The 25,302-nt window shown below is 64.0% G+C and carries 23 protein-coding genes and 2 riboswitches; of the genes, 6 read left to right on the top strand and 17 right to left on the bottom strand.

Translation table 11 applies throughout. The features are described 5' to 3' along the window. Positions 1-63: 63 nt before the first annotated feature. Entirely contained in the window at positions 64-1,350 is a 1,287-nt protein-coding gene (locus tag J3A98_RS07155; protein ID WP_209964961.1) for an ATP-binding protein, read from the bottom strand. Continuing rightward, positions 1,347-2,087: a response regulator gene (locus tag J3A98_RS07160; RefSeq protein ID WP_003250463.1), complete on the bottom strand. Its 741-nt coding sequence runs from the start codon at positions 2,085-2,087 to the stop codon at positions 1,347-1,349. Before J3A98_RS07160 ends, J3A98_RS07155 begins: the two co-directional genes overlap by 4 nt. 219 nt (positions 2,088-2,306) lie before the next feature. On the opposite strand from J3A98_RS07160, the gene J3A98_RS07165 reads away from it, so the two are divergent. Both J3A98_RS07165 and J3A98_RS07170 read left to right on the top strand, forming a co-directional pair. Then, positions 2,307-2,582: a DUF2790 domain-containing protein gene (locus J3A98_RS07165; RefSeq protein ID WP_004573749.1), complete on the top strand. Its 276-nt coding sequence runs from the start codon at positions 2,307-2,309 to the stop codon at positions 2,580-2,582. Between the two features lie 10 nt (positions 2,583-2,592). Continuing rightward, positions 2,593-3,108, top strand: a complete 516-nt coding sequence (locus J3A98_RS07170; RefSeq protein WP_021782822.1) for a thioredoxin family protein — start codon at positions 2,593-2,595, stop codon at positions 3,106-3,108. Positions 3,109-3,226: 118 nt separating this feature from the next. Here the strand turns inward: J3A98_RS07170 and J3A98_RS07175 are convergent, their stop codons facing one another. Together J3A98_RS07175 and aroQ are read right to left on the bottom strand one after the other, a co-directional pair. Next, positions 3,227-4,075, bottom strand: a complete 849-nt coding sequence (locus J3A98_RS07175; protein ID WP_209964964.1) for a shikimate dehydrogenase — start codon at positions 4,073-4,075, stop codon at positions 3,227-3,229. Beyond that, complete coding sequence (gene aroQ, locus J3A98_RS07180) at positions 4,072-4,521, bottom strand: type II 3-dehydroquinate dehydratase (protein ID WP_003250469.1); 450 nt, start codon at positions 4,519-4,521, stop codon at positions 4,072-4,074. The genes J3A98_RS07175 and aroQ overlap by 4 nt, the downstream gene beginning before the upstream one ends. A gap of 263 nt (positions 4,522-4,784) precedes the next feature. Here aroQ and J3A98_RS07185 point away from each other — a divergent pair, with 263 nt between their 5' ends. Genes J3A98_RS07185 through J3A98_RS07195 form a run of 3 tightly spaced genes read left to right on the top strand, consistent with a single transcriptional unit; the run spans position 4,785 to position 10,408 of the window. Continuing rightward, the gene (locus tag J3A98_RS07185) at positions 4,785-6,038 is read left to right on the top strand and encodes a TolC family protein (protein ID WP_176683879.1); all 1,254 of its coding nucleotides are present in this window, start codon (positions 4,785-4,787) and stop codon (positions 6,036-6,038) included. Beyond that, positions 6,031-7,245 (top strand): efflux RND transporter periplasmic adaptor subunit, encoded by a 1,215-nt coding sequence (locus J3A98_RS07190; protein ID WP_103444101.1) that lies wholly within the window; start codon positions 6,031-6,033, stop codon positions 7,243-7,245. Before J3A98_RS07185 ends, J3A98_RS07190 begins: the two co-directional genes overlap by 8 nt. Before the next feature lie 16 nt (positions 7,246-7,261). Further along, on the top strand, positions 7,262-10,408 hold the full coding sequence (locus J3A98_RS07195; RefSeq protein ID WP_209964966.1) for a CusA/CzcA family heavy metal efflux RND transporter: 3,147 nt from the start codon (positions 7,262-7,264) through the stop codon (positions 10,406-10,408). A 32-nt stretch (positions 10,409-10,440) separates the two neighbouring features. Here J3A98_RS07195 and J3A98_RS07200 read toward each other — a convergent pair whose 3' ends face one another. The 4 genes from J3A98_RS07200 to J3A98_RS07215 form a co-directional block, all read right to left on the bottom strand. Beyond that, entirely contained in the window at positions 10,441-11,778 is a 1,338-nt protein-coding gene (locus J3A98_RS07200; protein ID WP_021782816.1) for an MFS transporter, read from the bottom strand. A 180-nt stretch (positions 11,779-11,958) separates the two neighbouring features. Beyond that, the gene (locus J3A98_RS07205) at positions 11,959-12,735 is read right to left on the bottom strand and encodes a ParA family protein (RefSeq protein ID WP_209964969.1); all 777 of its coding nucleotides are present in this window, start codon (positions 12,733-12,735) and stop codon (positions 11,959-11,961) included. 160 nt (positions 12,736-12,895) lie between these two features. Beyond that, a complete protein-coding gene (locus J3A98_RS07210) occupies positions 12,896-14,467 on the bottom strand; it encodes a sensor domain-containing diguanylate cyclase (RefSeq protein ID WP_176683874.1) in 1,572 nt (523 codons plus the stop codon). A 58-nt stretch (positions 14,468-14,525) separates the two neighbouring features. Then, positions 14,526-15,005 (bottom strand): hypothetical protein, encoded by a 480-nt coding sequence (locus J3A98_RS07215; protein WP_209964971.1) that lies wholly within the window; start codon positions 15,003-15,005, stop codon positions 14,526-14,528. 133 nt (positions 15,006-15,138) lie between these two features. Between J3A98_RS07215 and J3A98_RS07220 the strand changes: the two genes are divergently transcribed. Further along, the gene (locus J3A98_RS07220) at positions 15,139-15,636 is read left to right on the top strand and encodes a GNAT family N-acetyltransferase (protein WP_176683872.1); all 498 of its coding nucleotides are present in this window, start codon (positions 15,139-15,141) and stop codon (positions 15,634-15,636) included. A gap of 156 nt (positions 15,637-15,792) precedes the next feature. Here the strand turns inward: J3A98_RS07220 and J3A98_RS07225 are convergent, their stop codons facing one another. From J3A98_RS07225 to lpxO, 9 genes are all read right to left on the bottom strand, one after another. Continuing rightward, positions 15,793-16,227 carry a pseudoazurin gene (locus J3A98_RS07225; protein ID WP_209964973.1) on the bottom strand — a complete coding sequence of 145 codons (435 nt, stop codon included), beginning with the start codon at positions 16,225-16,227 and terminating at the stop codon, positions 15,793-15,795. A 17-nt stretch (positions 16,228-16,244) separates the two neighbouring features. Then, the gene (locus J3A98_RS07230) at positions 16,245-17,033 is read right to left on the bottom strand and encodes an ABC transporter ATP-binding protein (RefSeq protein ID WP_209964976.1); all 789 of its coding nucleotides are present in this window, start codon (positions 17,031-17,033) and stop codon (positions 16,245-16,247) included. Next, complete coding sequence (locus J3A98_RS07235) at positions 17,030-18,046, bottom strand: iron ABC transporter permease (protein ID WP_209964977.1); 1,017 nt, start codon at positions 18,044-18,046, stop codon at positions 17,030-17,032. The genes J3A98_RS07230 and J3A98_RS07235 overlap by 4 nt, the downstream gene beginning before the upstream one ends. Further along, positions 18,046-19,056, bottom strand: a complete 1,011-nt coding sequence (locus J3A98_RS07240) for an ABC transporter substrate-binding protein (protein ID WP_176683869.1) — start codon at positions 19,054-19,056, stop codon at positions 18,046-18,048. Before J3A98_RS07240 ends, J3A98_RS07235 begins: the two co-directional genes overlap by 1 nt. 111 nt (positions 19,057-19,167) lie before the next feature. Then, positions 19,168-19,366: riboswitch (cobalamin riboswitch) on the bottom strand. A gap of 28 nt (positions 19,367-19,394) precedes the next feature. Continuing rightward, positions 19,395-20,561: a DUF1624 domain-containing protein gene (locus tag J3A98_RS07245; protein WP_176683868.1), complete on the bottom strand. Its 1,167-nt coding sequence runs from the start codon at positions 20,559-20,561 to the stop codon at positions 19,395-19,397. Positions 20,562-20,670: 109 nt separating this feature from the next. Beyond that, positions 20,671-22,797 carry a TonB-dependent receptor gene (locus tag J3A98_RS07250; protein ID WP_209964979.1) on the bottom strand — a complete coding sequence of 709 codons (2,127 nt, stop codon included), beginning with the start codon at positions 22,795-22,797 and terminating at the stop codon, positions 20,671-20,673. Positions 22,798-22,905: 108 nt separating this feature from the next. After that, a riboswitch (cobalamin riboswitch) is annotated at positions 22,906-23,114 on the bottom strand. Between the two features lie 156 nt (positions 23,115-23,270). Beyond that, the gene (locus J3A98_RS07255) at positions 23,271-23,840 is read right to left on the bottom strand and encodes a GNAT family N-acetyltransferase (RefSeq protein ID WP_209964981.1); all 570 of its coding nucleotides are present in this window, start codon (positions 23,838-23,840) and stop codon (positions 23,271-23,273) included. Between the two features lie 78 nt (positions 23,841-23,918). Next, positions 23,919-24,263: a carboxymuconolactone decarboxylase family protein gene (locus tag J3A98_RS07260; RefSeq protein WP_014591592.1), complete on the bottom strand. Its 345-nt coding sequence runs from the start codon at positions 24,261-24,263 to the stop codon at positions 23,919-23,921. Between the two features lie 119 nt (positions 24,264-24,382). Beyond that, positions 24,383-25,282, bottom strand: coding sequence for a lipid A hydroxylase LpxO (gene lpxO / locus J3A98_RS07265; RefSeq protein ID WP_209964983.1), 900 nt, complete (start codon positions 25,280-25,282; stop codon positions 24,383-24,385). Positions 25,283-25,302 lie beyond the last annotated feature (20 nt).

Here is a 25,302-nt window from a genome sequence, read left to right on the forward strand (position 1 = left end):
CTTTTTACAGGAGCGGCCCGATCGAGATCCAAGGCCGTTCCTGCCAACGATCGCAGATGCACTTCAGGTGAGTTCGATCTGCGCGCACAATCCGCCCTGTTCGCGGTTGCTCAATGTCAGCCGCCCCCCCATGGCCTGGATCAGCTGGTGGGCAATGGCCAGTCCCAGGCCGGTGCCACCCGTGCTGCGATTGCGTGAGCCTTCCACCCGGTAGAACGGCTTGAGCACTTCATCCAGCTCGTCACCGGGTATCCCTGGCCCGTTGTCGAGCACGCGGATGATGGTGGTACTGCCCTCGCGGGACACTTGCAGCTCGGCAGCACCTGCAAACTTCAGGGCGTTGTCGACCAGGTTCACCAGTACCCGACGCAGCGCATGCGGGCGGGTTTCCAGCAGGGTACCGCTGTTGCCGTGGCGTTCGACCTGGGCGCCGCTGTCCTGGTAGTCGAATACCAGGCTGTCGAGAAAGGCATCAAGGTTGACCCGGCATGTCGCTTCGGTGCTGCTGTCCATGCTGCGGGCATAAGCCACGCCTTCGCGCACCAAGTGTTCCATTTCATCCAGGTCGTTCCAGAACTTGTCCCTTTCGACCCCCTCATCCATCACTTCGACCCGCAACTTCATGCGAGTGATCGGTGTTTGCAGGTCGTGGGAAATGGCCGCCAGCAACTGCATGCGTTCCTTGAGGTGGGCAGCAATGCGTGCCTGCAGGGCGTTGAAGGCCACGGCAGCGTAGCGCACTTCGCGCGGGCCGCTTTCATCCAGTTGCACACCGGGCTGGTCCGGGTCGAGGTTGTCCACTGCCTGGGCCAGACGGGTTAGCGGGCCGATGGCCAGGCGTACGGCCAGCCAAGTGCACAGCAACAGCACAGCGAGCTGAATCAGCAGCACCACGGGCAACCAACGGGCTACCGGGACTGGTGTTGGCGTTACGTCGATGGTCAGGGGCGCGCCGTCGGCCAGGTTCAGGTGTGCCTGGAAATGCGCATTGGGCCCAGGGATTTCCAGAAAGGTCAGGCGGTAGTCGCTGCCAATGGCCTTGACGATCGACGCGGCGGCCATCGGTGGGTCACTGCTCGGCATCGCTTCGCCGGCCAGGCCTTGGTCGAGGCGATAGCGATAGGTGCGCCGTTCCAGGCGCGGCAGCCAGGCGGCACGCTCGGCGGCGGGCAGGCGGTCAAGGATGGCAACCGAGGTCGCCACGTCCTGCTCGAGGTTGCTGAGCATCATCGAGCGGCTGCTGATATAGCGCTCATAGGCCTGCAGGCCAAACGACAGACCATAGGCCAACACCAGGCCGGTGAAGAAGATCAGTGCCAGGCGCGAGGCCAGGGTGCGTGGCCATTTCATGAGGGGGACTCGAGCAGTTGCACCGGCAGCGAGAACACGTAGCCCTCGCTGCGCACGGTCTTGATGCAGCTGGGCTCGCGGGCATCGTCACCCAGGCGCTGGCGCAGGCGGCTGACCAGCAAGTCGATGGAGCGGTCGAAGATGTCGGCTTCGCGGCCCTGGGTCAGGTTAAGCAACTGTTCGCGGCTGAGCACCCGCTGCGGGTGGTCGAGGAACACCCGCAGCAGGCGGTACTCGGCGCCGCTCAGGGCCACCAGGGTGCCTTCGCTGTCGAGCAGGTGGCGCGCGGTGGTGTCCAGGCGCCATTGACCGAAACCCAGCAGGCGGCTGCTTTCACTGATGGTCAGGTTGGGTGGCAGCATGCGTGTGCGGCGCAGCACGGCGTTGATGCGGGCGAGCAGTTCGCGGGCCGAGAACGGTTTGGTCAGGTAATCGTCGGCGCCCATTTCCAGGCCGATGATGCGGTCGGTTTCGTCATTGCGGGCGGTCAGCATCAACACCGGCGTGTTGCGGTGCTTGCCGGCGCGCAGCTCGCGGCACAGCAGCAGACCGTCGTCGCCGGGCATCATGATGTCGAGCACGATCAGGTCGACGCTGTTGGCTTCGAGAAAGGCGCGCATCTGCCGGCCGTCGGCAACGATGCTGGTGCGCAGGCCGTTCTTCTTCAGGTAATTGCCGACCAGTTCGCGGATCTCGCGGTCGTCGTCGACGATCAAAATGTGATCGACGTGTTCCATGCGCTGGGTTCCTGTGCAAAGGGGGTTGGGCGCAGTGTACCGAGCGCGTTCGCCCTTGCCTGCGGGAGTTTGTATTGCAGTGTATCTGGCACGGGCAGGGATACAGCAGGAAGCACATCACAACGTTGGGCGACACATGCGCGATACCTGGCAGGCGTGAAATGGCTCTCGACCGGGGAGCAACACTCCCCAACCCCAAGAGTTACCAGGAGAGATGCCATGAACGTCAAGACTATCGCCAGCGCCAGCCTGTTCGCCGTGCTCAGCTTCGGCGCTATCGCTGCCCAGGCCGCCACTGCCCCGATGCAGGATGGCGGGGTCATGCAGTACCGCTACGGTGAGCCTCTGGATGTGAAGAAAGTGCTGTCGGTGCAGGATGATCAGAGCAACGCGTGTGGCCTGGTGAATACCCGAATGGACTACCTTGACTCCCATGGCCAGCGGCAGAGCGTGCAGTACCGCACCTACGCCACGGGCGGTTGCCATGACAACTGATCGCCGCCGGATGCTCAAGGCTGGCGGTTTTGCGCTGGCGCTGATGGGGCTTGGATTGGCTGGGCACCTGAAGGCCCGCGACAGCTACGGCGCCATGCCGTCGCTGTCCGGCGCCAGCCAGTGGTTGAATTCGGCGCCTCTGGATGCTCCGGGGCTCAAGGGCAAGGTGGTGCTGGTGGACTTCTGGACCTGGGACTGCATCAACTGCCGGCGCAGCCTGCCGCATGTGAATGAGTGGGCGCGGCGCTATGCCGATCAAGGGCTGGTGGTGGTAGGAGTGCACACACCCGAGTACGACTACGAGCATGATGTCGGCACTTTGCGGAGCAAGGTTGCCCGGTTGGGTATCGGGTATCCGGTGGCGGTAGATAACGACTACAAGGTGTGGAATGCCTGGGGCAACCAGTTCTGGCCGGCGCATTACTTTGTCGACCGCAAGGGGCAGGTGCGCCATGTGCACTTTGGCGAGGGGGATTATGGCGGGCAGGAACAGGTGATACAGGCTTTGCTGGATGAAAAAGAGTGAATCTCCTGTACCGGCCTCTTCGCGGGCATGCCCGCTCCCACAGGGAGCGTGCAATCAGTAACGTTTGCGCAGTACCTGTGGGAGCGGGCGTGCCCGCGAAGAAGCCAACACTTTTCTATCAGGTGAAACTGGCAAAGTGCGCCTGCATCCGCGCCGCATCCGCCTGCCGCCCGCTGAACAGCTCGAATGCCTTCACCGCCTGGAACACCGCCATGTTGCTGCCATCCAGCGTGCGGCAGCCCAGTGCCCGGGCTGCGCGCAGCAGTTCGGTCTCCAGCGGGAAGTAGATAATCTCGGCCACCCACAGGCGGGGATGCAGCAACTCCACCGGCAGTGGCGTGCCCGGTAGCTTGGCCATGCCCACTGGCGTGGTGTTGACCAGCCCGTCCGCCTCGGCCAGGGCTGTGGCCAGGTCGGTGCCAAGCACGGCGCGCCCTGCGCCGAAATGGCCGTTCAGGTTATCCACCAGCGCCTGCGCACGGGCTGCGTCCACTTCGAACAGCACCAGCCGCTCTACCCCTTCACCCAGCAGGGCGTGGGCCACGGCCGAGCCAGCGCCACCGGCACCCATCTGCACCACCTGGCGCCGTGCCACACCGGGCAGGCCACGGCGCAAGCCTTCGGCAAAGCCCAGGCAGTCTGTGTTGTGGCCGACGCGCTTGCCGTCCTTGAGCACCACGGTGTTTACTGCGCCGATACCACGGGCCTCGTCGGAGAGTTCGTCGAGCAACGGCAGGATAGCCTGCTTGAACGGGTAGGTAATGTTCAGCCCGGTGAAACCGGTATGTTGCGCGGCTTCGAGCAGGCCGGGCAGGGCGCTGTCGTCCAGTTGCAGCTGGTCGGCGTCGATCAGCCGGTACAGATAGCGCAGGGCCTGGGCGTCGCCTTCGTGTTCGTGCAGGGCCGGCGTACGTGACAGTTGGATGCCGCGGCCGATCAGGCCGGCGAGGATGGCTTGCTGGCTCATGCCGCACGCTCCTGCAACAACTCGGCGAAGTGGCTCAGCGCCATGCGGTAGCCGTGGCTGCCCAGCCCGCAGATGACACCGACGGCGATGGACGATACGAACGACAAGTGACGGAACGGCTCGCGTTTGTGCACATTGGACAGGTGCACCTCGATCACCGGCAGTTCGCTGGCCACCAGGGCATCGCGGATGGCCACCGAGGTGTGCGTCCAGGCGCCGGGGTTGATCACGATGCCGGCGCAGCGGCCACGGGCAGCGTGGATCCAGTCGATCAGTTCGCCTTCGTGGTTGGTTTGGCGAAACTCGATTTCCAGGCCGTGGGCGTGGGCAGTGTCGGCACATCCCTGAGCCAGGTCAGCGAGGGTTTCGTGGCCGTACTGGGCAGGCTCGCGGGTGCCCAGCATGTTCAGGTTGGGGCCGTTGAGCACGAGAATAAGGGGCTTCATGACGGGCATCGCTTTGTTGTTGTTGAATGTCCGTAGTTTTGTACTGACTGGTTAGTTTCGTCAATTGGACAAGATCCTCGCACCGGGAAAGTGGGCGATTATCGAACTTCTTGGGCGTTCACCGTCCTGTGCCCAGCAGCACAAGGCTGCGCCTGCAAAGGCCCGCAGTGCGTCATTACAAAATTGTAATCTTGCCGCCACCGCCCCGATAACCGGCCCTTTCTACAGTCCCTCGCCAATGCTTCGCCGAGAGGACCTGTGTCGTGCCCATCCCCCGCAAGATCGCCTTGCTCTGTCTGTTGCTGGCCAGTGCCACCGGCGCCCAGGCCAGCCAGGCGCTGAGCCTGCCCCAGGCGCTTACCGCCGCTTTCGCCCAGAACCCGGAGCTGGCTGCAGCCGGCCGTGAAATTGGCATTGCCGATGGCGAACGGCGCCAGGCCGGGTTGATTCCCAACCCGGAGCTGGCCTGGGAGGTCGAGGACACCCGTCGCGACACCAGCACCACCACCGTCACCCTCAGCCAGCCGCTGGAACTGGGCGGGAAACGCGGCGCGCGTCTCGCCGTGGCGGGGGCCGGCCAGGCCATTGCCCAGCTCGACCTGGAGCGCCAGCGCAACGCCCTGCGGGCCGATGTGGTGCAGGCTTTCCACGCTGGCGTGCGTGCGCAGACCGCGCTGGAGCTGGCGCAGCAGTCGCAGGTATTGACTGAACGCGGCCTGCGGGTGGTGCAAGGGCGGGTTACGGCGGGCCAGTCATCACCGGTGGAGGCCACCCGTGCCCAGGTGCAACTGGCCCAGGCCCAGACCGAAGTGCGCCGCGCGAAAACCCAGCGCAGCGTGGCCTACCAGGCCTTGGCCCGGCTGATGGGCAGCCCGCTGGCAAGCTTCGACCGGTTACAGGCGGCCAACCTTTCGCCAGGCATCGCGCCGGGTGCCGACACCTTGCTCGAACAGGTCGAACAGACCGTCGAATGGCGCCTGGCCGCTGCCCAGGTCGAGCGCGGCGATGCGTCCCTGGGTTCGGAGAAAGCCCAGCGTATCCCCAACCTCACCGTCAGCCTTGGCAGCCAGTACAGCCGCGAAGACCGGGAGCGGGTGAACGTGGTTGGCCTGTCCATGCCGTTGCCGCTGTTCGACCGCAACCGGGGCAATGTCCTGGCGGCTGCGCGCCGTGCCGACCAGGCGCGCGACCTGCGCAATGCCGTGGAGCTGCGTCTGCGCAGTGAAACCCGTAGCGCCATCAGCCAGTGGGAGACGGCGATGCAGGACGTTGAAGCCTATGACCGCACCATCCTGCCGGCTGCGCAGCAGGCCGTGGACACCGCCACCCGCGGTTTTGAAATGGGCAAGTTCGCGTTCCTCGATGTACTCGACGCCCAGCGCACGCTGATCGAGGCGCGCGGGCTGTACCTCCAGGCGCTGGCCTCGGCGACCGACGCCCGCGCACACGTGGAGCGGATCTACGGCGATCTCGATGGCCTGAGCAACAAACCCGATAGCAGGAGCAACAATGACTAACCCACGCAAGCTAGCCCTTCTGGCCACTGCCGTTGCGGCGCTTGGCCTCGCTGGCCTGGCCTGGACCGGCACCCTCGGCCAGGCGTCCAAGGCTCAAGCCCCCCATGACGACCATGGTCAAGACAGCCACGGCCACGCTGCAGAGCAGGCCGCCGAAGGCCATGCAGAGGAGGGGCATGGCGAAGAAGAAGGCCAGTTGCACCTGTCTATCGCCCAGATCGAAACGGCTGGCGTGCAACTGGCTGCCGCTGGCCCCCGTGAGTTGGGCACCGCCATCAGCTTCCCGGGTGAGATCCGCTTTGACGAGGACCGCACCGCACATGTGGTACCCCGCGTGCCGGGTGTGGTCGAAGCGGTGCAAGCCGAGCTGGGCCAGGCGGTCAGGCGCGGCCAGGTACTGGCGGTGATTGCCAGCCAGCAGATCTCCGACCTGCGCAGCGAACAGCAGGCCGCCCAGCGTCGTCTGGAACTGGCGCGATTGACCTTTCAGCGGGAGCAACAGCTGTGGCAGGAGCGAATCAGCGCCGAGCAGGATTACCTGCAGGCGCGCCAGGCCCTGCAGGAGGCCGAGATCGCTCTGGCCAACGCTCGGCAGAAGGTCGCGGCGGTGGGCCCGGCCGGTGCCGGCAACCGCTATGAACTGCGCGCACCCTTCGATGCGGTCGTCGTGGAAAAGCACCTGACCGTGGGGGAGGTGGTCGACGCGACCAGCAACGCGTTCACCCTGTCCGACCTGAGCCGGGTGTGGGCGACCTTCGCCGTGGCCCCTCGTGACCTGGACAAGGTGGTAACCGGCCGCGATGTCACGGTCAGTGCGCCGGACCTGGGCGCCCAGGTCCAGGGCAAGGTCAATTACGTCGGCAGCCTGCTCGGCGAGCAGAACCGCGCCGCCACTGTGCGCGCCACACTGGCCAACCCCAATGGCGCCTGGCGCCCCGGGCTGTTCGTCAATGTGGCGGTCAGCGTCGACCGCTTCGATGCCGCCGTGGCGGTGCCGGAAAGCGCCCTGCAAACCTGGGAGGCGCAGACCGTGGTGTTCGCCCGCACTGCGGAAGGCTTCGAGGCGCGCCCGGTGAAGACTGGTCGTCGCGATGCTGGCCAGGTGGAAATCACCAGCGGCCTGGCCGCCGGTACTCAGGTTGCGGCCGCCGGCAGCTTTGTCCTCAAGTCGGAACTGGGCAAGGGCTCGGCCGAGCACAGCCACTGATCACGGGGACACCTGCATGTTCGAACGCCTGATTCAATTTGCCATCGAGCAGCGCCTGGTGGTGATGCTGGCCGTGGTCCTGATGGCCGCGGTGGGTATCCACAGCTACCAGAAACTGCCGATCGATGCTGTGCCGGACATCACTAACGTCCAGGTGCAGATCAACACCGCCGCCCCCGGCTATTCGCCGCTGGAGACCGAGCAGCGCATCACCTTTGCCATCGAAACCGCCATGGCCGGCCTGCCAGGGCTCAAGCAGACCCGCTCGCTGTCGCGCTCGGGCCTGTCGCAAGTCACGGTCATTTTCGATGATGGCACCGATATCTTCTTCGCCCGCCAACTGGTCAACGAGCGCCTGCAGGTGGCCCGCGAGCAATTGCCTGAGGGCATCGAGGCGGGCATGGGGCCGATCTCCACCGGGTTGGGGGAAATTTTCCTGTGGACGGTGGAAGCCCAGGAGGGGGCGCTCAAGGAAGACGGCACACCGTACACCCCAACCGACCTGCGAGTGATTCAGGACTGGATCATCAAGCCGCAGCTGCGCAATGTGCCGGGTGTGGCCGAGGTCAACAGCATCGGTGGCCATGCCAAACAATACCTGATTGCACCAGAGCCCAAGCGCCTGGCGGCCTACAAGCTCACCCTCAACGATCTGATTGCAGCGTTGGAACGCAATAACGCCAACATTGGCGCTGGCTATATCGAGCGCAATGGCGAGCAGTTGCTGATTCGCGCGCCCGGCCAGGTGGCCTCGGCCGAAGACATCGCCAACATCGTTATTTCCAGCGTCGACGGCACGCCGATCCGCGTCAGCCATGTCGCCCAGGTTGGCCTGGGCCAAGAGCTGCGCTCGGGGGCTGCCACCGAAAACGGTCGGGAAGTTGTGTTGGGCACGGTGTTCATGCTGATTGGCGAGAACAGCCGTACGGTGTCGCAGGCGGTCGCTGCAAAACTGGTCGAGATCAATCGCAACCTGCCCAAGGGCGTGGTTGCAGTCACGGTTTACGACCGCACCCACCTGGTGGAGAAAGCCATCGCCACGGTGAAGAAGAACCTGATCGAAGGTGCAATCCTGGTGATTGCCGTGCTGTTCCTGTTCCTCGGCAACATCCGTGCTGCGCTGATCACGGCCATGGTTATCCCGCTGTCGATGCTGTTCACCTTTACCGGCATGTTCAGCAACAAAGTCAGTGCCAACCTGATGAGCCTGGGCGCGCTGGACTTCGGCATCATCGTCGACGGCGCCGTGGTGATCGTGGAAAACGCCATCCGTCGCCTGGCCCATGCCCAGCAGCGCCACGGTCGCATGCTGACCCGCACCGAACGGTTCCATGAGGTGTTTGCCGCCGCCCGCGAAGCACGCCGGCCGCTGATCTATGGGCAGTTGATCATCATGGTGGTGTACCTGCCGATCTTTGCCCTTACCGGGGTCGAGGGCAAGATGTTCCACCCCATGGCCTTCACCGTGGTCATGGCCCTGTTGGGTGCGATGGTCCTCTCGGTCACGTTCGTACCGGCGGCCATTGCCCTGTTCGTCACCGGCAAGGTCAAGGAGGAGGAAGGCCTGGTGATGCGTACGGCACGTCAGCGCTATGCCCCGGTGCTGGCCTGGGTGCTGGGCCGGCGCAAACTGGCGTTTGCTGCTGCCGCTGCCCTGGTGCTGCTGTCCGGCGTGATGGCCAGCCGCATGGGCAGCGAGTTCATCCCCAGCCTCAGCGAGGGTGACTTCGCCCTGCAGGCCCTGCGAGTGCCGGGCACCAGCCTGTCGCAGTCGGTGGACATGCAGCAGCGTCTGGAGCAGGCGATCATGGCCCAGGTGCCCGAGGTGGAGCGGGTGTTTGCCCGCACCGGTACTGCCGAGATTGCCTCCGACCCGATGCCGCCGAACATTTCCGATGCCTACGTGATGCTGCGCCCGCGCGAACAATGGGTTGACCCTGGCAAGCCACGGGATGAACTGATCGCCCAGGTGCAACGCGCCGCTGCCAGTGTGCCGGGCAGCAACTACGAGCTGTCGCAGCCCATTCAGTTGCGCTTCAACGAGCTGATTTCCGGGGTGCGCAGTGATGTGGCGGTGAAGCTGTTCGGTGACGATATGGAGGTGCTCAACCGCACTGCCGCGCAGATCGCCACCAGCCTGCAAGGGGTGCCAGGCGCGTCCGAGGTGAAAGTGGAGCAGACCACGGGCCTGCCGGTACTGACCATCGACATCGACCGTGACAAGGCCGCCCGTCATGGCCTGAATGTGGGTGATGTGCAGGATGCCATCGCCATTGCCGTGGGTGGCCGCACCGCCGGTACGCTGTATGAGGGCGACCGCCGTTTCGACATGGTCGTGCGCCTGTCGGAGACCTTGCGTACCGATGTCGACGGGTTGGCCAGCCTGCTGATTCCCGTACCGGCCAGTGCTGCTGAGGGGGCCGGGCAAATCGGTTTCATCCCGCTGTCGCAGGTAGCCACGTTGAACCTGCAACTGGGCCCGAATCAGGTGAGCCGTGAGGATGGCAAGCGCGTGGTGGTGGTCAGTGCCAATGTGCGTGGACGTGACCTGGGCTCGTTTGTGCAAGAGGCCGAGCAGACCCTGATCGGCCAGGTGCAGGTGCCACCGGGGTACTGGACGCGTTGGGGAGGCCAGTTCGAGCAGTTGCAGTCGGCGGCCGAGCGCTTGCAGGTGGTGGTGCCGGTGGCCTTGCTGCTGGTCATGGCGCTGTTGCTGATGATGTTCAACAACCTCAGGGATGGCCTGTTGGTGTTCACCGGCATCCCCTTTGCCCTGACCGGCGGGGTGCTGGCGCTGTGGGCGCGTGATATTCCGCTGTCCATTTCTGCCGGGGTCGGGTTCATTGCATTGTCGGGAGTGGCAGTGCTGAACGGGCTGGTGATGATTGCCTTTATCCGCGGGCTGCGCGAGGAAGGGCGCACGCTGCGGGCGGCGGTCGAGGAGGGTGCGCTGACCCGATTGCGGCCGGTACTGATGACGGCGCTGGTGGCCTCGCTGGGGTTCATTCCGATGGCCTTGGCCACCGGGACCGGGGCGGAGGTGCAACGGCCACTGGCAACGGTGGTGATTGGCGGGATCTTGTCCTCTACAGCGCTGACGTTGCTGGTGTTGCCGGCGTTGTATCAGTGGGCGTATCGGCGGGAAGAGCAGCAGGAAGGCTGAGCAGTTGGGGCTGCAAGGCAGCCCCGGAAATTTCAGACGGTGTTTCGGGTTCCGGCCCGCACACCGTCCATGCTCATGTCCTCATGCAAAGAAATCCGCGAAGTTTCCGGCAACGCCAAGCCGCCTACCAACGCCACCAGCGCAATCACCACCAGGTAGAACGCCGGTGCCAGGCTGCTGCCGGTTTGGCCGATGAGCCAGGTTGCCACCAGCGGCGCAGTGCCGCCAAATAGCGTGTAGGCCACGTTGTAGGTAATCGCCGAAGCGGTATAGCGGGTACGGGTAGGGAAGCTTTCAGACAGCAATGCCGCGGTAACCACACCGCTGCACAACGCCCCCACCGCGAGCAGGATCACCCCCAGCAACGCACCTGACATCGAGCCAGAGCTGGCCAGCCAGTACGCCGGGAACACGCTAAGCATCATCCACAGGCAGGTAAAACCGATGGTCTTGCGCCGCCCCACCCGGTCTGAAAATGCCCCGGCCAGCGGGCAGCCGACGGCGGCGAACAGCAGGGCCACGGTGGTCACCAGCAGTGACTGCGCACGGGTCAGGTTGCCGACCAGTTGCAGGTAGGTGGCGAAGTAGGTGGTGAACATGTAGAACGACAACGCGGTCAGCGAAATGAACGCCCCCAGGTTGCGTATGACCCGGCCATGGTGGCGCAGGGTTTCCTTCAGCGGTGAGTGCTCGTGCTCCTTGCCCTGGGCGACGGCTTCGCGGAACGCCGGGGTTTCCTCCATGCGCCAGCGCAGGTACAGGCCGACCAGGCCCAGCGGTGCGGCAATCAGGAACGGAATGCGCCAGCCCCAGGCATTCATCGCCTCGGTCGACAGGCTGGCCTCCAGGCCATAAGCGATCACCGCTGCGCAGGCAAAGGCGGAAAAGGTCGACACAGGTACGAAGCTGCCATAAAAGGCGCGCTTGTCGTCAGGCGCGTGCTCCATCAGGTAGGCGCAGGCCCCGGCATATTCGCCACCGGCAGAAAACCCCTGCAGGCAGCGGGCCAGGGTCAGCAGCGCCGGGGCTGCCAGGCCGATGCTGGCGTAGGTCGGCAGCAGGCCGATCAACGTGGTGGAGCCGGCCATCAGCAGGATGGTCAGCGACAGGATGCGCTTGCGACCCAGTCGGTCGCCCAAGGCACCGAAGACGATGCCGCCCAAGGGGCGCAGGGCGAAGGCCACGGCGAACACCGCGAAGGTTTTGAGCAAGGCCACGCTGGCGTCTTCGCTGGCAAAGAACTGGCTGGCGATCAGCGTGGCGAGAAAGCCGTACACGGCGAAGTCGAACCATTCGACGAAGTTGCCGATGGCCGAAGCGGCTATCACCCTGCGCAGGGTGGCGGGGGATACCTCATGATGTGCGGACATGCGGGAGCTCTCCGGTTTCCTTTGGCAGCCATGATGAAAGTGGCGCGGTAGGGCCGCGCCATCGTTATTGTGCTTGCCAGTAGATAGCCGGGCGCTGCAAGGCGCTTTGTCGAGGGCGACCTCGGTATACCTGATTCGACCGGTGCAGCAGGTAACAGCCGGAGTGCCTCAAAAGGCCTGTCAGGCCGCACGCTCAAGCACATCCAGCAAATCGACAAATTCCAGGGCCAGTTTATGCCGTGGCGCCAAATGCACCAATGGCACCGAGGCATGGTGCGATTCACGCATCTTGATCGAACTGCTCAGGTACACCGGCAGCACCGGCAGGCCTTCGCTGCGCAGTTGATCGACCAGGGTCTGGTGCAGTGCGGTGCGGCCGGCGAACTGATTGACCACCACACCTTCCACCTGCAGCGCGGGGTTGTGGTCCTGGCGCAGTTCTTCGACTTCGGCCATGACACAGTGCAGGGCCTGGCGCGAGAAACTGTCGCAGTCGAACGGAATCAACAGACGCTCGGCCGCCACCAGCGCGCTGAAGGTGTAGAAGTTCAGTGCGGGCGGGGTGTCGATGTAGATCCGCTCGTAGTCCTCGCCCAGCGCCACCAGCAACTTGCGCAGCTTGTTGATCTTGAACTTGCTCTCCAGCTTGCTTTGCAGGTCGCTGAGGTCAGGGCTGGCGGTGACCAGGTGCAGGTTGCTGTAGCGGGTTTCGGTGATTGCCACGCGGTGCTTCTTGCCGGCGGCAGTAACCGGCGACAAGGTCTGGCGGAAGAAGTCGGCGATGCCGGCAGGAATGGTGTCGTTGGCCAGCCCGGTCAGGTAGAAGGTGGCATTGGCCTGTGGGTCGAGGTCGACCAGCAAGGTCCGGTAGCCCTCGGCGGCACTGGCTGCGGCGAGGTTGCAGGCAATGCTGGATTTGCCGACGCCACCTTTCTGATTGAAAACCACACGACGCATGAGACGCTCATCCATGAAGTGAAAATGTCAGGTCGAGGTCAATCCTATGACTGAAACGCTGCAGTTTTATGACAGGAATTGTTACAAGCCACCGATTCATCGTTGCCTGTATCGGCATTTTCACGGGCAAGCCCGCCGCCATGGTTACAACATAAGGCGTTCAGGCAAAAGCGACCCGGTTGCGCCCCTCTTGCTTGGCCTGGTAAAGCGCCCGGTCAGCCTCGCCCAATGCGTTCATGGGCTCGCCGTGCGTCTCGCCATCCCAGTGCGTCACCCCCAGCGAAATTGTCACTGCCCCCACCGGTTCCACCGGCATATCCTGTACGGTCACACGCAACCGTTCAGCCACCGCGGCCGCCACGTTCAGGGGGGCCCCAGGCAGCAATATCAGGAACTCCTCGCCGCCGGTCCGACACAACAGGTCGCCCTCGCGGCAACAACGGCGCATGAGCTCCGCCAGGTGGCGCAGCACCTGGTCGCCCACTTCGTGTCCATGGCTGTCATTTACCCGTTTGAAATGGTCGATATCCAGCGCAATGACTGCAAACTCCCGGTTTTCAGCTTCCAGTAACGACAGGCTGAATTCCAGGCTGCGGCGGTTGCCCAGGCCGGTCAGCGGGTCGGTCTGGGCGTCCCGATTGAGCCGGCCGATGCGCTCTTGCAGCAAGTTCAGGCCGAACAGTAACGCGCGTTTGAGCTCTGCCGCCTCAAAGTACCAGGCCCGCACATGATGCAAATGTTCGGCGGTACCGGCGCGGTCCATCGTGCGGGCACTTGCGGCCAGTTTCCACAGCGGCCGGGCGATGGTGCGGGCCAGCCACCACAGCAGCAGGCTGCCAACCAGCGCCAAGGGCGCCGAACTGGCGACCACGTTCAGCACCAGATGGTTCAGCGGCGTCACCGTCTGCGCCAATGGCTGCTGCGCTACCACGCCCCAGCCGGCGCTGGGCACAGTGGCGAAGCCGGCGAGCATTTCCACGCCCAGGCTATTGGTCAGCTGCCGGGTACCGCTGTCCAGTGTCCCCAGCTGGTCGACCAGCGCATTGCCCTCCACCACCGTGCCTACCCGTTCGCTATTGGGGTGGTACAGCAGGCGTCGTTTGCGGTCGACTACATACAGGTACGAACCGTTCTTGTAGAAATGCTCACCCAGCAGGCTGTTGAGGATGTTGTGTTCACGCAGGTACAGGCTGCCACCCACATACCCCAGGTAGCGGCCGTTGTCGTCGAAAATGGGTTGCGACAGCACCACCATCAGGTTGTCGGCCGCCGACAGATAGGGTGTGGAAACCAGTGGACGGCGTTCGTGCAGGGCTTCCTGAGCACCGGGCGACTGCACGTGGGTGCCGAGCAGGTGGCGTAGCGGGGCGGGGGATACCGCCAGCAGTACACCGTTGGCATCGATCACGAAGGTGGAGTTGAAGGCCATGCTCTGGCCCAGTACGCGGTCGGTTTCCACCTGCAGCGCTGCGGTGTCGCTCAACTGCCGGCTTTGTACGCCGGCGCTGAACATCAGTTGCTGCAAGGCGTTGCCAATGAAGGTGTCGGTAATGCTGGCCAGCTTTCTCGCATACACCCGATTGGCTTCCAGGGCATTGTCGATCAGTAGCTGGCGCTGCACCCGATAGCTGGCGAAATAGCTGGCGCACAGCATGACCACTGCGGTCAGGGCGCAGAGCACCAGAATGAGTGTACGTAGATCCAGGCGCAATCCGTGCTTGGTATGTGGCAATCCTGACCTCTGTGATCGTAAAGGGCTGCTGAACGGAAGTTACCTTGGCGGGCAGCGCTCAAGAGCCTGCCTTGTCCAGCGCATCAAGCTCATCTTCCACCTGTTGCATGCGCTGCTCGACCAAGGCCTGCACGTTCACATCGCGGGCGGTTTCGCGCATCAGGGCGGTGAGTTTTTCGCTCAAGCGTTTGCCGGCTTCGGTGTCTTCCAGGGCGCGAGCTTTGGCGGGGTCCTGGGTGGCGGCGACGATGGTTGCGAACTCGGCGTCGCTGAAGTTCTTTTCGCTGTACAGGCGGAACAGGTCCCGGCGTTGGTCCTCGACGGTGAGGTGCTTGCGCAGTACGTCCTGGATGGTCGCTTGCGACAACTGCGGGTGAGTGCGGCCCAGCAGCGCGGACATGCGCTCGATGTTGTGCGTGTAGGCGTCCTGCAGCGGCAGCTGGGCGAGGATCTGTTCTTCACGGGAGGGCTTCTGGTCGCAGGCGGTGAGTGCAGCAGCCAGCAACAGGGGTAACAGCAACTTCGGGAGGCGAGGCATGGTATGGCCTGGTCGGGCAGTGAAGGCTGCCGATTATACCGATGTCCGCCTTGCCGCGACGAGCCCTGTGATTTGCCTTGAGCGGCACGCTGCGGTAGAACCGTACGCTCCCAACCACACTGGCAACCGCCCAATGCCGAACTGGACCTTGCAACCCGTGGCGCGTGACGCCATTGCCGAAGTGCTGGCGTTTGTCGACAGTGCCCGCCGCGCGCTTTTTCCGATGCTCGCCAATGCACCCTTGCCGCGTGACCTGGCGCAGTTCGCTGACACTTACCTGGACGGCGCGGGCTGTTTTCTGGAAGCCCGTGAGGGTGGGCGGCTGGTCGCGGTGATAGGTTACTTGCCCTATGACCATCGCTTTGCCCAGCTTGATTACCGCGCTGAGCGGGTAGTCGAGGTGGTGCGGCTGTTCGTGTTGCCGGCCTACCGCAGGCATGGGCTGGCGGCTGCCTTGTTTGGCGCCTTGCGCGAACGGGCGATGCAAGCCGGCTTCGACTGCCTTTACTTGCATACTCATCCGTTTCTGCCGGGTGCCATCGCGTTCTGGGAGCGGCAAGGGTTTACGTTGGTGGATGTGGAGCAAGACCCGGTGTGGCAGACCACGCACATGCAGTTGCGATTACGCTGACCGCTGGGAACGTGCCTGTTGGCGATGAAGATCACGCCGCGCGTCACTGGATCGAACACGTTGCGGTTGAGAAGCTTCCAGTTGCCATCCTCGGTAAAGCCATTGCTTTGCAAGTGGGCGACGCCGGCCAGGGCGTGAGCGACCCGAATAGCTGGCTCATTGCCCAGCTTCGAGCTTTTGCAACTGTGCGGCAAAGCGGGCTTTGGCCCGCGCCGGCAAGCTGGTCGGCAATTCGGCGGCAGGCGCGTCACCGACCTGGATCACCATGACCATGCCCATGGCCACGTGCGGAATGCATTGGATACCGTACACGCCCGGCACGCTGAAGGTGTGCTCGAACGGCTGGTTCAGCCTGCTCTTGAACGGCTCGGCCCCGGTGGGTAGCAGGCCCGCCACGCTGGCGGCATTATGCCCGTTCTGGGTCGGCAGGAAGCGAACGCTGTCGCCGGGTGCAATGCGCAAGTGGTCGGGCTCGTAGACCATGGCACCGTCGCTGCCACGGTTGAGCATTTTCACTTCATGCACTTCGGCCAGTGCGGTCGGGGCATGCAGGGTGCTGGCGAGCAGCAGGGCGACAGGGCGCAACAGCATGGGCAGGGCTACCTGGTTCAGGGGGCGCGAAAGCGCAGGATGCGCGCGCCGTCGAAAGGGTCGGTGAGGTAGTGGGCGTGGACGCCGAAGGTGCTCAGCAGGCGCTTGGCGGTAAGCACTTCGAAGGGTTTGCCAAGGGCGACCAGGCGGCCCTTGTCGATGACCGCGACACGGTCGCAGGTCAGTGCCTGGTTGAGGTCATGCAGCGCTACCAAGGTGGTAACCGGCAGCGCCTGCACTTGTTGCAGCAGGCTCAGCTGATGCTGGATGTCCAGGTGGTTGGTCGGCTCGTCCAGCAGCAGCACCTGCGGCCGTTGGGCCAGCGCGCGGGCGATGTGTACACGCTGGCGCTCGCCACCGGACAGCGACCCCCACAGGCGCGTGCGCAGGTGCAGGGCGTCGAGGTCGGCCAGGGCTTGCTCGACGATGGCGCAGTCTTGCCGGGAGAACGGTGCCAGGGCCGAGAGCCACGGCGTGCGGCCCAAGGCAACCGCGTCGAACACACTGATCGCATCGAGGGTGTCGGCCTGTTGCTCGACCAGCGCCAGCGCTTGGGCAACACGGCGGCGGGGCATCTGTGCCAGTGGCTCACCCATGAGCTGCACGCTGCCGCAGGCCGGTTTGCGCAGCCCTGCCAGCAACTTCAGTAGCGAGGATTTGCCCGAGCCGTTAGGGCCGACGATGCCCAGGGTTTCACCGGCGACAACGCTGAGGTCGATATCGCTGAGCACGGTATTGCCGGCCAGTTGCAGCCCCAGCCCATGGCAGGCCAGCGGGGGGATGCGAACAGTTGTCATGGCTGTCATGGTCGCCCCCGACGGCTGACCAGAATCAGCGCGAATACCGGGGCACCGATCAGCGCCGTAACCACGCCCACCGGGATCACCTGGCCGGTGATCAGTGTGCGCGAAAGAATATCTGCCGCAATCAGGAACAGTGCACCGCCCAGTGCGCTGGCGGGCAACAGACGGCTGTGCCCGGGGCCGAGCAGAAGGCGCAGGGCATGGGGTATAACCAGCCCGACAAAACCGATGGCGCCGACAATGGACACCATCACAGCCGTCACCAGCGCTGCACAACTGATCAGCAGCAACTGGGTGCGCCGCACCGGGATGCCCAGCGAGGCGGCCGAATCGGCGCCGAAGGTGAAGGCATCCAGCGCACGGCGATGCCACAGGCACACCAGCAAGCCGAAAATCGCCACCGGCACAGCCAGCCACACCGAAGGCCAGCGCACGCCGCTCAGGTTGCCCAGCAGCCAGAACAGGATACCGCGCGCCTGCTCGGCGGTGGCCGACTTGGTGATCAGGAAGGCGGTCAGTGCATTGAACAGTTGCGAGCCGGCGATACCGGCAAGGATCACTTGGGCATTGTTGCTGCTGGGGCCGGCCGCGCGGGCCAGCACCAGTACCAAGGCGAATGCGGCCACGGCACCGATGAAAGCCCCTGCGGACATGCTTAATGCCAGGCTACCCAGGCCCAGCAGGCCGACGAGTACCGCGCCGGTCGAGGCACCGGCAGACAGCCCCAGCAAGTAGGGCTCGGCCAGTGGGTTGCGCAACATCGCCTGCAGGATGACACCGCAGGTGGCCAGCCCGGCGCCACAAGCGGCTGCGACCAGGGTGCGGGTCAGGCGGTAGTTCCAGACGATGCCGGCGTCGATCGGGTCCACCGGGTAGGCAGCTTGCCACAGGTGGTTGGCCAGCACCTGGCCGACCACGCTGGGCGACAGGTTGGTTTCGCCGATGGCGGTGCCGGCCAGCAGGGCGGCCAACAGGGCGCCCAAGGCAACCGCGATGCAGGGTAACAGGCGGATCATCACGGGGCTGCTTTACCGCTGGCGAAGGCCGTGGAGAGCGTCTGCACGCCCCGGAACAGGCGGATGCCGGCCTGCATGGCGTCGGCGTCGAGGATAATGATGCGGTCGTGCTTTACCGCGTCCATGTTGCGGGTTACTGGATCACTGCGCAGGAATTCGAGCTTTTTCTGGTAGTCGTCGGCGGGGAAACGGCGGCGGTCCATGCGTGCGATGATCAGCCAGGTCGGATTGGCCTTGGCCAGGGTTTCCCAGCCAACGCTTGGCCATTCTTCGCTGGACTCGACCACGTTGCGCACACCGAGGGTGCGCAACATGAAGTCGGCGACACCCTGGCGGCCGGCCACATAGGGGTCGATGTCCAGGTCGGCGCTGGAGAACCAGAACAGCGCCGAAGTTGCCGACAGGTCCTTGCCGGCCAGTTGTGCCCTGGCGCTGTCGAGGCGCCCTTGCAACTCGGCGTTCAGTGCTGCGCCGCGGTCCTGAACGTCGAAGATCTCGGCCAGTTGGCTGACGCTCTTGTAGATGCTGTCTACCTGGAACGCTTGCAGGCGGGTGCCGTCTGCACCGACCAGGTTGTCCTTGCCCTCGCAGTCCGATGGCAGCACGTAGGTGGGGATCTTCAGTTCATCGAACTGCTCGCGGGTGGCGACCACGCCCTGGGCACCGACCATCCATTCGAACTGCACCGCGACCAGCTGCGGGCGCTTGCCGACCACCGCCTCGAAGCTGGGGTCGTTGTCGGCCAGGCGCGGCACCTTGGCGTTCACCGCCTGGTATTCCGGCAATACGTTGTTGAACCACAGCGACGTGCCCGCCAGCTTGTCACCCAGCCCCAAGGCATAGAGCAGCTCGGTTCCGGCCTGGCCGATGGTGACGGCGCGCTGCGGTGCCTGGGCAAAAGTCTGCGGCTTGCCGCAGTTGTCGACCGTCAGCGGGTAGTGGGTAGCAGCGGCCTGGGCCAGGCCGGTGAGGCCTAGGCCCGCGAGCAGGGTGGCGAAACGGGGCAGCATGCTGGGCGATCTCCTATCGGACAGTTCTGGTGAGGAACGCACGGACAGGCATCGCCAAGCCCCCAGCGGGTGGCTGGGGCAACACGGATGGCCAATCCCGGACACCCCGCCGGTTGGTGAATGAAGGCCGGCAGGTCTCCTGACTGGTGCGTCACGGCCCGGCTCCCGCCTTCCCGGGCGGTAGGCCCAGTGGCATCGATGGAGCAGGCTCGGCACCTACAGTTGCGGGGGCAGTTCCGATTGGCCTGTATTGGCAGGCCTGGGATTCCCTGTTAGTTCCATGGTGGAAACCGGCGGCCCGCATGGTAGACCATCGCGCCGCCAGGTGAAAACGCTTTTCAGAAGTACTTCAGCCAACGGATGTCGCGGCGACGCTGCTTCAGGCGGGCGAACCCGCGCACTGGCAGGTACAGCGAAACCGCCAGCAGCACCGCGCCCAGCCACACCGCTGCAATACCGTCGAAACCGAAGTAGTCGCCATGGTTGAGCCCGAACAGCGCCACACAGGCCAGGTACAGCAGCTTCAGCACATACAGGTGCAGCAGATAGAAGAACATCGGTGCCGCACCGAACACTGCCAGTGCAGTGATCCAGCGCGCCTGGCCGGCCCGTTCGAACGTGCGCAACAACAACAGGCCGCAGCCCAGGGTCAGGGTCAGGAACAGAAGCGACGGTGGGTATTTGGTGATGTTGAAGAAGCTCATCAGGGTTTGCGTGAAGGTTGGGTAACCGCTCCACGGTGCCTCACCGTAACCGTTGAACATGCGCAGCAGGATAAAGCCAAGCAGCGCGAGCAAACCGGCCACCAGCAGGTGTTGCTGGCGTTGTCCGGCATCGCTGCCGCGACCGAACCAGGGCCCCAGGCCGTAGCCCAGGGCGATGACGCCGATCCACGGCAGCACCGGGTACGACGTGCGCAGGTGCAGGTTCTCGGAAAACGCCAGCCAGCCACGATCATGCAGGATTGCCCACGGCACATGCAGGGCTGACTCTACGCCGAAGTGCACGCCGTCGAGCAGGTTGTGGCCGGCGACGATGATGGCGCCCAGGGCGAGCAGCGCGGCGCGTGGCAGCCACACCAGCAGCGACAGGGCGATCATGCTGACGCCAATGGCCCAGATCACTTGCAGGTAGATCACGCTGGGGGGCAACTGGAAGGTCCAGGCGAAGTTGACCAGGGTGAACTCCAGCAACACCAGGAACAGCCCGCGTTTGAACAGGAAAGCCGAGACGTCGCCACGGCCCTGATGCTTCTCGCCATACAGCCAGGCCGATAGGCCGGTCAGCAGGACGAACACAGGCGCACACAGGTGGGCGAGGGTGCGGCTGAAGAACAGCACCGGTTCCGTGGTGTCGATGGCCATGGGGTCGCTGACCTGGCGGTGCAGGAGGAAAGTCTCGCGGACATGGTCCAGGAGCATGAACAGGATCACCAGGCCACGCAGGGCGTCGATGCTCTGCAGCCGCTGGGTGATCAGAGTGGGCGTGGCGATGGCGCTTGTCATGGGTGAACGCTAATAGTAATGAATGTCATATAAAACGTTATCTTATAACTAGCCGGTGACGGGTTGGTAGCGGTTTTTGTGCTATCCGTGCCGTGAAGAGGTATTCAGGTCAGAAGCTGTAATCCACCGTCGCGAAGTACGACCGCGGCATCCCCATCAACCACTGCTGCCCGCTGAACGCCGACTGCACATACTCGCGATCGAACAGGTTGTTCAACTGCAACCCCAACTTCACATCCGGCAACACCTGCCAGGCGATGTTGGCATCGACCACGGTGTAGCCGGGGGCGCTTTGGGTATTGGCGGTATTGGCATAACGCTCATCCACATAGCGCGCCCCCAAGCCGGCCTCTACCTGCTGGCCGAAGCCTTTGCTCAACCAAAGGTTGGCGGTACGCCGTGGCACGTTGGCTGGCCGGTTGCCTGCGCGGTCCTGTGGCAGGCCGCCGACCATTTCGTCGAAGTCGTCGTACTTGGCGCGTACCAGCGATGCATTGGCCGACACCTGCCACTGATGGGCCAGGGCCAGCTCCAGCGTCGCTTCCAGGCCATCGGAGGTCTGCTGCCCGGCTTGTTGCTTCTCGTGCGTGATCGGGTCGTCGACCAGCAGTTTTTTCTTGACGATGTGGTAGGCGGCAAGCGTCCATTCGCCACGCCCCTCCCAAAAGCGCTGCTTGATGCCGGCCTCGGTCTGCTTCGCCTCGGTCAGGTCATAGTGCATCTGTGCGGGGCTGAGGCTGATGAGGTTGTTGACCCCTTCCTCGCTGGTTGAGTACTGGCCGTACAACGACAGGTCGTCGTTGAGTGCATACACCAGCCCCACGCGCCAGTTGCCACCTTGCAGGCTACGATCGCTGCGGCTGTCGTTGGTCAAGTTGTTGCGGTCGATGTGGTTCTGGTCGCGACGCAGGCCGGTAACCAGCGACAGGCGATCGCTCAATTGCAGGCGGTTTTCGGCAAACAGGGCAAAGGTATGGGTGGTCGAGAGCGTTTGCGGCCGCAACGGCGAGGCACTATGGAACCCGCCTGGCTGTGGCTGCCACGGGTCGACGTAGTCGCCGCCGACATCGTTGTAGGGTGAATTGCTGTCGACGTTGAAGCGCACCTTGTTGTACTCGGCACCGAGCACGGTCTTGCTGGCCAGGCCGAACAGGGTGTGGTCGAAGGTGAAGGTCTGGCGGTCGCCGAACTGCTCCTGGTTGTGCTTGATCTCCAGGTAGCTGCCGCGCAGCAGTTGCTGACGCTCTGCGTCCCAGCTGTAGTCCTCGGCGTTGCGCCAGTGGCGGCGGCTTTTGATGTAGTACAGCTGGTTGCTGGCGCTGATCTGGTCGTTCAGCTCCCAGTCGGTTGTCAGCCGGGTCCATTCATCAACGTACTGCTGCACGTCGTTCTGTACGTTGTAGTTCTTTTTGCGCAGGCTGCTGCGGTAGTGGCCGTCGATCAGCGGGGTGCCATAGTAGTTGGCAGGTTGTGCATCGCCGCGGTCATGGGCCAGCGTGAAGCTGAGGTCATCACTGGCATCGAAACGCAGCGCGGCGCTCATGGCCAGGCTACGTGAAGCGGTGCGGTCGACCCAGCCATTGCCGGCCTGCTGGTTCAGCGTCAGGCGGTAGCTCAGGCGCTCGCTGAGGCTGCCGCCGCTGTCCAGGCCGAGTTGCTCGCGGTCCCACGAGCCGTAACCCAGGCGCAGGTGGTTGCGCACCTCGCCGGCAAAAGGTTTTTTCGGGATCACGTTGATCACCGCGCCGGTGGCGCCTTCGCCATGCAGTACCGAGGCCGGGCCGCGAATCACCTCGATGCGTTCGACCATCCACGGGTCGACCGGGAAGGTCTGGGTGCCGGCACCGGTGTACAGGCGCGCGCCGTCGAACAGGGTCATCACCGAGCTGTGGCCGGCAAAGCCGCGGGCAGACAGGCCAGTACCGCCGTCCCCCGGGGAGCCGACGAAGGTAATGCCCGGCGAGCGGGTCACTGCATCCTGCACTGTGATGTTGTTGCGCTGCTGAATCTGCCGTTCGCTGATACTGCTGGTGCTGGCCGGCGTCTCCAGGGCACTGAGGCCAAGGCGCGAGCCGGCCTGGGTCGGCGTGGCCAGGTCGATGGTGCGGCTGTCGAGGGTGTCGGTGATGGCCGTGGAAGGCAGGGCCAGAGGCTGCGGGACGCGGTCATCAGCCAGCGCCGGCAGGGTGACGGCCAGGCAGGCCGCCAGAGGGTGAAGCTTGAACATACGGGACATGTCGTTCCACTGCTGCAGGAATGAATGGATCCCGGTGGAAAACACGCAAAGGCGAACCATGCAGGCAGGCGCGCGCACGGATTCCGGCCTGCGCCCGCCCACCGCGGGTTGCCAAATGAAGCTCCAGGCCGGTCTCCGGGCTTGCGAGGGGCATGAAACCTTCACCTTCCCATGCTTGAGCACAGTGGTATCTCGAAGGATTCGCTCGCTTACCGTTGCGGGGGCAGCACCGGACTTGTCGTGGGCAACACGACGCACCGGTTTCCCGTTTCACCCTGCGCGCGGCGGCGCAGGGCACCTGAAACTGGCGCGCATCTGACCACTGAAATGCTGGGGCGTCAAATGTTGGTGTGCTGTGAATGCTGAGAAAAAACAACAAGTTGTGCGTTTTTGCGGCGCCGAGACCAAATGTGGCTTGAACACCAGGCCCCAGCTTGACGAGCTTGGTGTGAAGGCAGGCTTGCCTGAAATCGCTAGCGTCCGCGGCGGCGCGATACCCGTGCCTCGATGTTCTTGCGCCCGATCAGCAGGGGGGGCTTTTCCACCACCGGCTCATCCGCCAGCCACTTGTACATCACCAGGCAGTCCACCAACCCCAGGCGGGCATGACGATAGGCCTTGGGCAAACGGCCGACTGTTTCAAAGCCCAGTTTGTGCCATAGCGCCACGGCCACTGCGTTGCTGGCTACCACCGAGTTGAACTGCAAAGCCAGAAAGCCTTCCTGGCGCGCCAGCTTTTGCGAGTGCTCGCACATCAAGCGCGCCACGCCCCGGCCGCGCGCCTGTTCGCAGACCATGTAGCCGCAATTGCCCACATGCGCACCAGGCCCGGCAGCATTGGGCTTGAGGTAATACGAACCCAGTAGCTCGCCATCTTCTTCAGCCAGCAGCGTGTGCAAGGGCAGCTCCAGCCACAGCTGGCGGGCCTGTTCGAAGCTCAGGGCCGGGTCGAAAGCGTAGGTTTCACGGGCTTGGACAATGGCCTGGAAGGTGGGCCAGAAACGATCGAAATCGTCCGGCGTCATGGGGCGAATGTGGATCATGCGGGTTCCTGCGCGGGGTGAGCCGCTCAGTCTGGGTGGCGCGGCGTCGTCGCGCAAGGGCGACGACGCCGTTTGTGCTCAACCGTTGGCCTTGCCCACCGCATCCATTGCACGGGCCGAGTACACCAGCGCGGCACCGGCGTTCATGGCCACGGCCACGCCGAGGGCCTCGGCAATTTCCTCGCGGCTGGCACCCGCTTTGACGGCCTGCTGCGAATGCACGGCGATACAGCCGTCGCAGCGGGTGGTCACAGCCACAGCCAAGGAGATCAGCTCGCGGGTCTTGGCATCCAGGTGGTTGGTCTTGGCGCCTGCACCGCTGGCGGTCATGTAGCCGGCTACGGTGTCGGGTGAGAGTTGCTTGAGATCGCCGATGCCGGCCATCAACTGCTTACGGTAGGCGTCCCAGTCCATCATGCTCATCGTCTTCACCTTGGGGTGGTTGCGAGTGGAGCTTTCAGGCTAGTCGAAGCGTGGCACGTGCGAGGCGGTACTTTGGTGGGTAAACGCAGGCCAGTCGTACAGTGGCCTGCGTTGAGCCTTCAGATGTAGATGAACACCAGCACCAACGCCGCGACCACTGCCCATTTTTCCAGGTAGTAGCGCATGCGGTTGCGCTTTTTCAGCGCCTTGCCACGCTCGCGGATCTTGTAGATGCGGGTGAACAGGCGGTTGATACCGCCGGTTTTGTCGCTGGCATCGTTGGGCGCAGCGGCAGCGGCCATCACGTTGCGGCTGAACCAGCGGTTGAACGCGGTTGCCCAGCGGTATTTGAGCGGGCGTTCGACGTCGCAGAACAGGATGATGCGGTTGTGCTCGGTGGTGTTGGCCGCATAGTGGATGTAGGTTTCGTCGAAGATCACCGCCTCACCATCGCGCCACGCGTACTTCTCGCCGTCCACATCGATGTAGCAGCCATCGTCATTCGGGGTGTCCAGGCCCAGGTGGTAGCGGTACGAGCCGGCATACGGGTCACGGTGGCGCACCAGCTTGGCACCCGGTGGCAGGGTGGCGAACATGGCGGCCTTGACCGTGCCGATGCCTTGCAGCAGCTCGGTCGTGCGTGGGCAAAGGGCCATCGCGGACGGGTGGCTTTCGCCATACCACTTCAGGTAAAAGCGCTTCCAGCCAGTCTTGAAGAACGAGTTGAAACCGACGTCATCGTAATTCTCGGACTTCTTGATTTCGCCTACGTGCAGCAACTGGCGGCCTTCCTCGCGGATCTCCTGCCAGTGGTCCTGCAGCGGTTTCAGTTCTGGAAAGGCCTCGACCGGCAGGTAAGGCTTGGCCGGGTGTTTGGAGAACAGGTACAGGAAACTGTTGATCGGGGCCAGGAAGCTGGAGTGGTCGCCCAGTTGGCGAGTCAGCTTGTGGCGAACCCGACCGCGCAGGTGAACATAGGCGATCGAGAGGACGAAGATAAGTACGAGAGCAATTTTCATGGACGTTTACTGGTCGAAGA

Origin of the sequence: Pseudomonas sp. BP6 (assembly GCF_017875935.1) — a bacterium.
Lineage (GTDB): Bacteria > Pseudomonadota > Gammaproteobacteria > Pseudomonadales > Pseudomonadaceae > Aquipseudomonas > Aquipseudomonas putida_Y.

What these genes read in the sequence shown, in the direction of transcription:
- J3A98_RS07155 (WP_209964961.1), bottom strand. Translation starts at nt 1,350, where the DNA reads ATGAAATGGCCACGCACCCTGGCCTCGCGCCTGGCACTGATCTTCTTC.
- J3A98_RS07160 (WP_003250463.1), bottom strand. Translation starts at nt 2,087, where the DNA reads ATGGAACACGTCGATCACATTTTGATCGTCGACGACGACCGCGAGATC.
- J3A98_RS07165 (WP_004573749.1), top strand. Translation starts at nt 2,307, where the DNA reads ATGAACGTCAAGACTATCGCCAGCGCCAGCCTGTTCGCCGTGCTCAGC.
- J3A98_RS07170 (WP_021782822.1), top strand. Translation starts at nt 2,593, where the DNA reads ATGCTCAAGGCTGGCGGTTTTGCGCTGGCGCTGATGGGGCTTGGATTG.
- J3A98_RS07175 (WP_209964964.1), bottom strand. Translation starts at nt 4,075, where the DNA reads ATGAGCCAGCAAGCCATCCTCGCCGGCCTGATCGGCCGCGGCATCCAA.
- aroQ (WP_003250469.1), bottom strand. Translation starts at nt 4,521, where the DNA reads ATGAAGCCCCTTATTCTCGTGCTCAACGGCCCCAACCTGAACATGCTG.
- J3A98_RS07190 (WP_103444101.1), top strand. Translation starts at nt 6,031, where the DNA reads ATGACTAACCCACGCAAGCTAGCCCTTCTGGCCACTGCCGTTGCGGCG.
- J3A98_RS07195 (WP_209964966.1), top strand. Translation starts at nt 7,262, where the DNA reads ATGTTCGAACGCCTGATTCAATTTGCCATCGAGCAGCGCCTGGTGGTG.
- J3A98_RS07200 (WP_021782816.1), bottom strand. Translation starts at nt 11,778, where the DNA reads ATGTCCGCACATCATGAGGTATCCCCCGCCACCCTGCGCAGGGTGATA.
- J3A98_RS07205 (WP_209964969.1), bottom strand. Translation starts at nt 12,735, where the DNA reads ATGCGTCGTGTGGTTTTCAATCAGAAAGGTGGCGTCGGCAAATCCAGC.
- J3A98_RS07215 (WP_209964971.1), bottom strand. Translation starts at nt 15,005, where the DNA reads ATGCCTCGCCTCCCGAAGTTGCTGTTACCCCTGTTGCTGGCTGCTGCA.
- J3A98_RS07220 (WP_176683872.1), top strand. Translation starts at nt 15,139, where the DNA reads ATGCCGAACTGGACCTTGCAACCCGTGGCGCGTGACGCCATTGCCGAA.
- J3A98_RS07225 (WP_209964973.1), bottom strand. Translation starts at nt 16,227, where the DNA reads ATGCTGTTGCGCCCTGTCGCCCTGCTGCTCGCCAGCACCCTGCATGCC.
- J3A98_RS07230 (WP_209964976.1), bottom strand. Translation starts at nt 17,033, where the DNA reads ATGACAGCCATGACAACTGTTCGCATCCCCCCGCTGGCCTGCCATGGG.
- J3A98_RS07235 (WP_209964977.1), bottom strand. Translation starts at nt 18,046, where the DNA reads ATGATCCGCCTGTTACCCTGCATCGCGGTTGCCTTGGGCGCCCTGTTG.
- J3A98_RS07240 (WP_176683869.1), bottom strand. Translation starts at nt 19,056, where the DNA reads ATGCTGCCCCGTTTCGCCACCCTGCTCGCGGGCCTAGGCCTCACCGGC.
- J3A98_RS07245 (WP_176683868.1), bottom strand. Translation starts at nt 20,561, where the DNA reads ATGACAAGCGCCATCGCCACGCCCACTCTGATCACCCAGCGGCTGCAG.
- J3A98_RS07250 (WP_209964979.1), bottom strand. Translation starts at nt 22,797, where the DNA reads ATGTCCCGTATGTTCAAGCTTCACCCTCTGGCGGCCTGCCTGGCCGTC.
- J3A98_RS07255 (WP_209964981.1), bottom strand. Translation starts at nt 23,840, where the DNA reads ATGATCCACATTCGCCCCATGACGCCGGACGATTTCGATCGTTTCTGG.
- J3A98_RS07260 (WP_014591592.1), bottom strand. Translation starts at nt 24,263, where the DNA reads ATGAGCATGATGGACTGGGACGCCTACCGTAAGCAGTTGATGGCCGGC.
- lpxO (WP_209964983.1), bottom strand. Translation starts at nt 25,282, where the DNA reads ATGAAAATTGCTCTCGTACTTATCTTCGTCCTCTCGATCGCCTATGTT.